Source organism: Psychromonas ossibalaenae ATCC BAA-1528, from assembly GCF_000381745.1.
Taxonomy (GTDB): Bacteria; Pseudomonadota; Gammaproteobacteria; order Enterobacterales; family Psychromonadaceae; genus Psychromonas; species Psychromonas ossibalaenae.
Genome location: NZ_KB907055.1, coordinates 1 through 8,187 on the forward strand (window position 1 = coordinate 1; position 8,187 = coordinate 8,187).

Genomic DNA, 8,187 nt, shown 5'->3' on the forward strand with positions numbered 1-8,187 from the left:
AGTTTACGCTACGTAGCAATCAGCCTGAATTAGTAAAGCAAGAGTTATGGGGGATATTATTAGCGTATAACTTAATACGTTATCAAATGGTATTAATGGCAAAGTCACTCGATGGAATACATCCTAACCAACTAAGCTTTCATGGTGCATCCATGCATATTATCTACGAGTTAACGATGTTGCCATTTTGCTCACCAGGAAATATCCCAAAGCATGTGATGAATATAACAAAAAGTGCGAAACAATTTGTTTTGCCAGCAAGGCGAGAGAGGCGTTCCCCCCGAGAATTGAAATGTTCAAAAAATGGCTACCCGCTTAAAAAAAGAAATGCCGTTCACCTTAAGTGAACGGCATTAGCTAATCAGCGGTTTTTTTCTGTCTGTTAAATCTCATATTTGGAGCGGTCTCCCAGATCGTAATAAAGCGGCATATTAATTTTTTTCCAGGCCATATATAAATACAAAAGAGCCGTTATAAAAAAACCGCCGGCAGCCCATTCCCCCAGAGAGGCAACAACCGCTCCCCAGGTGCAGACTAAAATAACCGGAACAAGTTTAAGCGACGCTAACGAAAAACAGAAACTCTCTTTAAAAGCAATACCCGCTAAGGTTACCGATAACAACCCAAGACTTAAATAAGCCGCCAGCAGCCCGCTTAAGGTAAAACTAACCGCTGACAGCCATACTCCAAACCAGCAGGCATTCACCAAAAGCAGCCTAATAGCTTTGTTATACAGATGTAATGACGAGGCCTGCAGAAGCGTCGCCAATGCTAAGAAAATCAAGCTTTCTTTAAACCACAAAGGATAAAACAGCTGCTGCAGTGCTAAACCTGATAAGGCAAAAAACGTTAGCAGCATACCGAAACGATATATAGAGATAGTTAATTTATCCCAACGATCTAAATTTTCCTGAATATGCGGATCTGCCATTTAATTGTTCCTCTGCTAATTACCTATGCTGTCAAGCGTATACTATAATCGGTAGTTTGCCGGGCATTATTTGAAAAAACAAATTAAATCAAGCAGATAAATTGAGTGAAAAGAGAAGTAAAACACAGCAGTGAATTTACGTGTACTGTTTTAATTTACAGTATACAATTCCCCTGTTACCGTTACACTTTATTTAGTCCAAATGCTGAGGAAATCATGAACAATATCGAAATTCGTGGCGCAAAAACCCACAACCTGAAAAATATAGATCTTTCCATTCCTCGCGATAAGCTGATTGTTATTACCGGCTTGTCCGGCTCAGGAAAATCATCTTTAGCATTTGACACTTTATACGCAGAAGGCCAGCGCCGTTATGTGGAATCATTATCCGCTTATGCCCGACAGTTTTTATCGTTAATGGAAAAGCCGGATGTTGAACATATCGAAGGTTTATCACCAGCCATCTCTATTGAACAAAAATCCACTTCCCATAATCCTCGTTCAACTGTTGGCACCATTACTGAAATTTATGATTATCTGCGTCTTCTGTTCGCACGTATCGGCGACCCGCGCTGCCCGACCCATAATGTTACACTAAACGCGCAGACAGTCAGTCAAATGGTCGATTCCATTCTGAGCAACCCTGCGGGCAGTAAAATGATGCTGCTTGCACCGATTATTAAAGAGCGTAAAGGCGAGCACGTTAAGACCTTTGAAAGCCTGGCTGCACAAGGCTTTCTACGAGCACGAATTGACGGTGACATTTGTGACTTAAGCGATCCACCGATATTAGAGCTGCATAAAAAGCATACTATTGAAGTGGTGGTAGATCGTTTTAAAGTACGCGATGATTTAAAACAGCGTCTGGCCGAATCGGTTGAAACCACATTAAACTTAAGTAACGGCTCAGCAGTACTAGCCTTTATGGATGGAGAGCAGGAAGAACAGCTTTTCTCGGCAAACTTTGCCTGCCCGCACTGCGGTTACAGTATTGCTGAATTAGAACCGCGTATTTTTTCATTTAATAATCCGGCCGGCGCTTGTGAAACCTGTGACGGTTTAGGTATTGAACAATACTTTGATGCGCAGTTAGTCGTCACCGATAAAGCCCTGAGTCTTGCCGATGGTGCAATTGAAGGCTGGAGCAGCAAATCTAATTATTATTTCCAAATGCTGTCGGCCGTTAGTGAGCATTACGGCTTCTCTGTAGACACCCCTTTCCAGGATCTTTCTAAAAAACATCAGGGTTATGTATTAAACGGGACAGGAAAACAGAAGATTTCTTTTTCATACAGTAACGATAAAGGCGATCAAGTCTCTCGTTTACATGCTTTTGAAGGGGTACTGCCTAACCGTTCTCGCCGTTACCGGGAAACTGAATCAAGTGCGATGCGTGAGTATCTGAGCAAATATATGAACCGCCAGTCATGTTCAAGCTGCTGTGGTTCACGATTAAAACAAGCATCCCGCCATGTATTTATTAATGATGTCAATCTGCCTTATATTGCGCAGTTATCAATTGCAGAAGCAGAATCCTTTTTCAGTACCCTAAAACTGCAGGGACAGAAAGCCCAAATAGCCGATAAGATCCTGAAAGAGATCTTAGAGCGACTCAGTTTCTTAGTGAATGTCGGACTTAACTACCTGAGTTTAGAGCGCAGTGCTGAAACTCTTTCTGGTGGTGAAGCACAGCGGATCCGTTTAGCCAGCCAGATTGGTGCAGGTTTAATGGGGGTAATGTATGTCTTAGATGAACCTTCCATCGGCCTGCATCAGCGCGATAATGAACGCCTGCTGAAAACCCTGACTCATCTGCGAGATCTAGGTAACACAGTGATTGTGGTAGAGCATGATGAAGATGCGATCCGCCAGGCGGATCATATTATTGATATCGGCCCAGGCGCAGGTATTCACGGCGGCGATATTATCGCTCAGGGAAATTATCAGGATATTATTAATGCTGAAAATTCATTAACTGCAGATTACCTCAGCGGGCGCAAAGAGATAGCAGTCCCCAAACAGCGCACTGCTTTAACTGATAAATGGATTAAATTAAGTGAAGCATCGGGTAATAACCTCAAATCTGTTAACCTGGAAATACCTGTCGGTGTCTTAACCTGCATCACCGGTGTCTCCGGCTCGGGTAAATCCACCTTAATTAACGATACGCTTTACCCGCTGGCGCAGACTAAGCTCAATAAAGCCACTACGACTCAACCGTCGCCCTATAAAAAAATAAGCGGGTTAAGCCACCTGGACAAGGTCGTTGATATCAACCAGAGCCCTATCGGGCGTACACCAAGATCCAATCCGGCAACCTACACAGGAATATTTACCCCTATTCGCGAACTGTTTGCGGCCACACCGGAATCTCGTGCTCGCGGCTATAAACCTGGACGTTTCAGCTTTAATGTCAAAGGCGGCCGCTGTGAGGCCTGTCAGGGAGATGGTGTTATTAAAGTGGAAATGCACTTTTTACCCGATGTCTATGTGCCCTGCGATGCCTGTAAAGGCAAACGTTATAACCGTGAAACCCTATCAGTTAAATACAAAGGAAAAAGCATCCACCAGACACTTGATATGACAGTAGAAGATGCCTTTAAATTTTTTGAGCCGGTGCCGGTAATTGCACGTAAATTAAAAACATTAATGGATGTGGGCCTTTCTTATATTCGCTTAGGACAGGCAGCTACGACACTGTCGGGTGGTGAAGCACAGCGCGTAAAATTAGCAAAAGAGCTTTCAAAACGTGATACAGGTAAAACCCTGTATATTCTTGATGAACCAACAACCGGTTTGCACTTCCATGATATTGCTCAGCTTTTAAAAGTCATTCATACTCTGCGCGATCATGGCAATACCGTTGTTATTATTGAACATAATTTGGATGTTATTAAAACAGCAGACTGGATCGTCGATTTAGGGCCGGAAGGCGGCAACGGCGGCGGAGAGATAATTGCAGCGGATACCCCGGAAAATGTTATCAAGGTTTCAGGCAGTTATACGGGAATGTTCCTAAAGCCAATTTTAGAAAAAAAGAACCAAACTACTTGAATATACGATTAGCAGCTTAGCTCGGATGTCAGCATAACGTTCGAGCTAAGTTCCGCAGGGCAGGTAATAGACAGCTAGTTTAGCTATATAAACAGGATAATAAATGGATTTACAGCAGAAATTAACACGGGCTTTTCTTATTACCTTTGCATTATTAATGGGTCTTGGAGCCCATTACTTTCAGCATAATCAGGGAGGAAGTGGCCTTGAGTTAGCGCAAAACAATGTAGTGTGGATTTTTTTCTCCACGCTGATTGGTTTAGGTTTATGGAAAATAACTGTACAGCAGAAAATATTCTACTCTCGTTTTACTCTGGTGTTTTTAAGTGCAGTCGTACTGTTTTTAATCCCTCTGTTTTATCCCAATAATGAACTGGCAGATCAAAGCTATACCCGCTTAATGGGTCTAGTCGCCGGTTTTTTACTGTTTGTCAGTCTGCAGCAGTTTCAGTTTAAACGTACTCATATACAGCGCCTTTTATTATTAATCGTACTCGCCGGTTTTCTACAGGCTTGTTATAGCCTGATGCAGGATTATCTATTACCTGCAGATAATATCTTTGGTTATGACGTTGGTTATGGGCGTCCCTACGGCATCTTCCAGCAGCCGAATGTACTGGCTTCTTTTATGGCCACTACGCTTATTTTGGCAGGTTATTTACTGCAGCAGGTTAACTGTAGAAAACTACAGATATTTTTACTGCTCACCGCCATGCTTAACATTTGGGTGATTACTGTCACTATGTCGCGTGTCGGCTATTTAGGAAGCTTATTGTCGGTTGTGCTTTTTATACCTTGGGCTTGGCAGCAAAACAAAAAGCGTTTGGGACTCTTTCTACTAGTTATCTTACTAGGCATCGGCTTTGGTTCATTGAAAGGTACTGCGTTATTAGAAGCACGCGGCATCGAATCGATGAATCAAGATAATGAACGCCTAAGAAATATGCAGCACAGCTTTCAGCTATTCAAAGCAAAACCACTACTAGGTAATGGATACGGCAGCTTTGAAAGAGTCTATTTACTAAGTTATTCCGAGCGAGTAAAAACTGAAGGACTACCTGCACTAAAGAGCCACTATACTCACCCTCATAACGATACTCTTTTCTGGGCAGTGGAGGGGGGGGCTGTACCAATAATCGCAATTTTACTATTAGCTGTCTGCTTTCTACGTTTATTACACAATTTTAAGTTATCCTATGGCTTAGCTCTGTTAGCATTAGTAATTCCTATATCCTTACACACTCAGACAGAGTACCCTCTTTATCATTCTGCACTGCACTGGTTAGTATTAATTGTGCTCGTTTTTTATATCGATTCTGAATCTAAAATTATACAAGAAAAGATATTCAGGCCTACCTTTGCATTACGTACTTTCTCTCTGTTAATTCCGCTGTTCACCACTGTTTTTATGGTTACAAACCTGCATGCCATATCTAAAATCACCACCTATGAGCGCAGTAAGCAACATGATATTCGCTTATTAATGGATATAATCAATCCTTTAGTTTTTGAAGACCGATTTGAATTTCATCTTAATTATTTTCGTTTATCCATGGCAGTACGACTTAATAAACCAGAAGAAATTCATGCAGTTATAGACTCAAGCAAAGAAGTGCTTAAAGTTAAACCTAAATCATTCTTTTATATTATTTTGTATCTGGCTTATATTAATAATAATCAGGTGGAAAAAGCCAAAGAAGTGTTAGGTTATGCGCGATATCTATATCCATTAGATAAACAGTTAGCAGATATTGATAAACCGGTTAAACAAACTAAAAGTAGTAGTTCAGCTCAAAAATCAGCAGCTAGTTCGAACCAGATAACAGAAAGCAAAGCATTACAAACTCAGTAATTATTAAGAGTATATATTTATAATGAAACGGATTTTCATATATAAAATAGTTAAAATTGTGCAGCCTCTATTCCTCAGTCTACTGCTGACTCATAAAGTGTGCGCGGATATATATATCTACATTGACCGCAACGGCAATCAGCATTTCTCACAGCGTAAAGTTAATGAAAAGTACCGTTTATTATTACGCAGTGAAACCAATGAAAATCCGGGCAGCTTTAAAAACTGGAAAGAAAAAAGTTACAGCAATATCAAAATACCCAACAGTAAAACACTACAAAGAAGATATCACTCCTTAATTGTTCAGGCTGCCGATAAATATAATTTAGAGCCGGAATTTATTCATGCAGTGATCACTGCAGAATCAAGTTATCAGCGTAAAGCTGTTTCCACTGCTGGAGCAAAAGGTTTAATGCAGCTGATGCCGGTCACAGCCAAAAGATTCGGTGTTAACGACCCATTTGATCCTAAACAAAGCATTCATGCAGGTGCACTTTATTTAAATAAGCTGCTGAAAGAGTTTAAAAGCAAGAAGCTAGCCCTAGCCGCTTATAATGCAGGAGAAGGAACTGTAAGACGTTATAACCGAAAAATCCCCCCCTATCCTGAAACTCAAAACTATGTATCTAAGGTGATGAACTTTTACAGGTATTACAAAGAAAACATGTAAATGTCCTTTGTAAATAGTTTTGTGTCACTGATAAACTGCAATAAAAACATTACAATAGTAACATTTATGTAAGGCTAATGAATTTTACAGACGAGATAAAAAGTAAAAAATAATGAATGGACTCAACAAGATACTATCTAACACATACATTAACTATGGTCTCGGCATTGTATTAATATATTTATATATTGCTCTTCTCATGCCGATAGAATTAAAAACAGTCAATAATAGCTTAGTGATAACTTTGGTTGCATACTTAACCTGTGCCACCACTCTCCCTAAGATCACAAAATATTTATTAGTTGAAAAAAAATACTACGTATTACCCGTTATGTTCTCAGTTTATTGTCTAGCGATTACAGCTATAGTATTGTTTCGAATAGACTATTCTCGCCCAGCTTTAGCGCACGGCTTTTTCATTGTTTTGGTTTGGTTATTTATTAGTTCATTATTCAGCCACGCTGAATCTAAATTAAAACTTAATGCGATTAACAATTTCGATATAGAAAAATTCAACCATCATGACAGCATTGACCTGCAGGTATTAGAAGCACCGTACCTGTTTAAAAACATTCGACAGGGGTTAGTTGTAAACTTACATAATAATTTAACGCCTGAACAAGAAAAATTTATTGCCGACTGCAGCATTAATAATATCCCAGTTTTTCACTCAGAAAGCATTAAAGAGATGTTAGATGGAAAAGTACAAACCATGCATCTCTCTGAAAACTCATTAGGCTCACTTCGCCCTAATCCCGCTTATTTCGTATTTAAAAGGTTTTGGGAATCTTTACTTATACTCATTAGCTTCCCAATTTTATTACCGTTTATGCTGTTCATTTGTGCACTGATAAAATTAGAAAGCACAGGCTCTGCAATCTACACACAAAGTAGAATAGGCCAAGCCGGCAAGCCGTTTAAAATATATAAATTTCGAAGCATGGCAGTTAATTGCCCGAAAGCAGATTCAAAATTTGCCACGGAAGAAAATGAAAGAGTTACAAAAGTCGGACGTATTATCCGTAAAACAAGAATAGATGAGATGCCACAGTTTTTGAACGTATTAAAAGGAGAAATGGCATTAATCGGCCCAAGACCTGAGCAAGAAGCATTTGTTAACGCTTTTGAGAAAGAGATTCCTTTTTACGGCTATCGCCACATGGTAAAACCCGGTATTACAGGTTGGGCACAAACCGTGCAGGGGTATACCGCAGATACAGAGTCCACCAAAGAAAAGCTGGCTCACGATCTGTATTATATTAAACACCTCTCTTTTTGGTTAGATGTAAATATCTTCTTTAAAACCCTTAAAACCATATGTACGGGGTTTGGTGCGAAATGACCTGGTCAACTTAATTCAGTCACCCTAGTTAAGTTCTTTAAGCTACTTCTTTTAATGGTTTAGCCATACGCTCAAATTCATTGGGACTTTGATAATTCAGGTATGAATGCATCCGTTGGCTGTTGTACCACATTGTGATGTAATTCAGTACATCTTGCTGAGCTGCATAGCGCGTTCGATAATTGCGCCAGTGAACTCTCTCCTGTTTCAAGCTGCCGAAAAAGCTTTCTGCTACTGCATTATCCCAGCAACATCCTTTTTTGCTCATACTACCTACAAACTTATGCAACCTCAGTATCCGTCTATATTGATGGCTCGCATATTGAACGCCTTGATCT

Annotated in this window: 6 protein-coding genes and 1 pseudogene; 5 read left to right on the plus strand and 2 right to left on the minus strand. The window is 40.1% G+C overall.

Going from position 1 to position 8,187, the window contains the following annotated elements:
- A pseudogene (locus G327_RS27250) lies at positions 1–347 on the plus strand (IS4 family transposase); the annotation flags it as partial.
- A gap of 35 nt (positions 348–382) precedes the next feature.
- Here G327_RS27250 and G327_RS0123345 read toward each other — a convergent pair.
- A complete protein-coding gene (locus G327_RS0123345; protein WP_019617225.1) occupies positions 383–931 on the minus strand; it encodes a DUF2301 domain-containing membrane protein in 549 nt (182 codons plus the stop codon).
- A 216-nt stretch (positions 932–1,147) separates the two neighbouring features.
- Here G327_RS0123345 and uvrA point away from each other — a divergent pair, with 216 nt between their 5' ends.
- The 4 genes from uvrA to G327_RS0123365 all read left to right on the plus strand — a co-directional run bounded on the left by uvrA (position 1,148) and on the right by G327_RS0123365 (position 7,849).
- Entirely contained in the window at positions 1,148–3,985 is a 2,838-nt protein-coding gene (gene uvrA, locus G327_RS0123350) for an excinuclease ABC subunit UvrA (RefSeq protein ID WP_026339521.1), read from the plus strand.
- 103 nt (positions 3,986–4,088) lie between these two features.
- A complete protein-coding gene (locus tag G327_RS0123355; RefSeq protein WP_019617227.1) occupies positions 4,089–5,837 on the plus strand; it encodes a PglL family O-oligosaccharyltransferase in 1,749 nt (582 codons plus the stop codon).
- 22 nt (positions 5,838–5,859) lie between these two features.
- Positions 5,860–6,507 (plus strand): lytic transglycosylase domain-containing protein, encoded by a 648-nt coding sequence (locus tag G327_RS0123360; RefSeq protein WP_019617228.1) that lies wholly within the window; start codon positions 5,860–5,862, stop codon positions 6,505–6,507.
- 199 nt (positions 6,508–6,706) lie between these two features.
- Positions 6,707–7,849 carry a sugar transferase gene (locus G327_RS0123365; protein WP_019617229.1) on the plus strand — a complete coding sequence of 381 codons (1,143 nt, stop codon included), beginning with the start codon at positions 6,707–6,709 and terminating at the stop codon, positions 7,847–7,849.
- A gap of 37 nt (positions 7,850–7,886) precedes the next feature.
- Here the strand turns inward: G327_RS0123365 and G327_RS0123370 are convergent.
- Positions 7,887–8,187, minus strand: a 301-nt coding sequence (locus G327_RS0123370) for an IS3 family transposase (protein ID WP_019617230.1), incomplete at its 5' end; no start/stop codon positions are given.

Bases quoted from the DNA above. Each gene is read 5' to 3' on its own strand.
- G327_RS0123355 (WP_019617227.1), top strand. From the start codon at position 4,089: ATGGATTTACAGCAGAAATTAACACGGGCTTTTCTTATTACCTTTGCA.
- G327_RS0123365 (WP_019617229.1), top strand. From the start codon at position 6,707: ATGCCGATAGAATTAAAAACAGTCAATAATAGCTTAGTGATAACTTTG.
- G327_RS0123360 (WP_019617228.1), top strand. From the start codon at position 5,860: ATGAAACGGATTTTCATATATAAAATAGTTAAAATTGTGCAGCCTCTA.
- uvrA (WP_026339521.1), top strand. From the start codon at position 1,148: ATGAACAATATCGAAATTCGTGGCGCAAAAACCCACAACCTGAAAAAT.
- G327_RS0123345 (WP_019617225.1), bottom strand. From the start codon at position 931: ATGGCAGATCCGCATATTCAGGAAAATTTAGATCGTTGGGATAAATTA.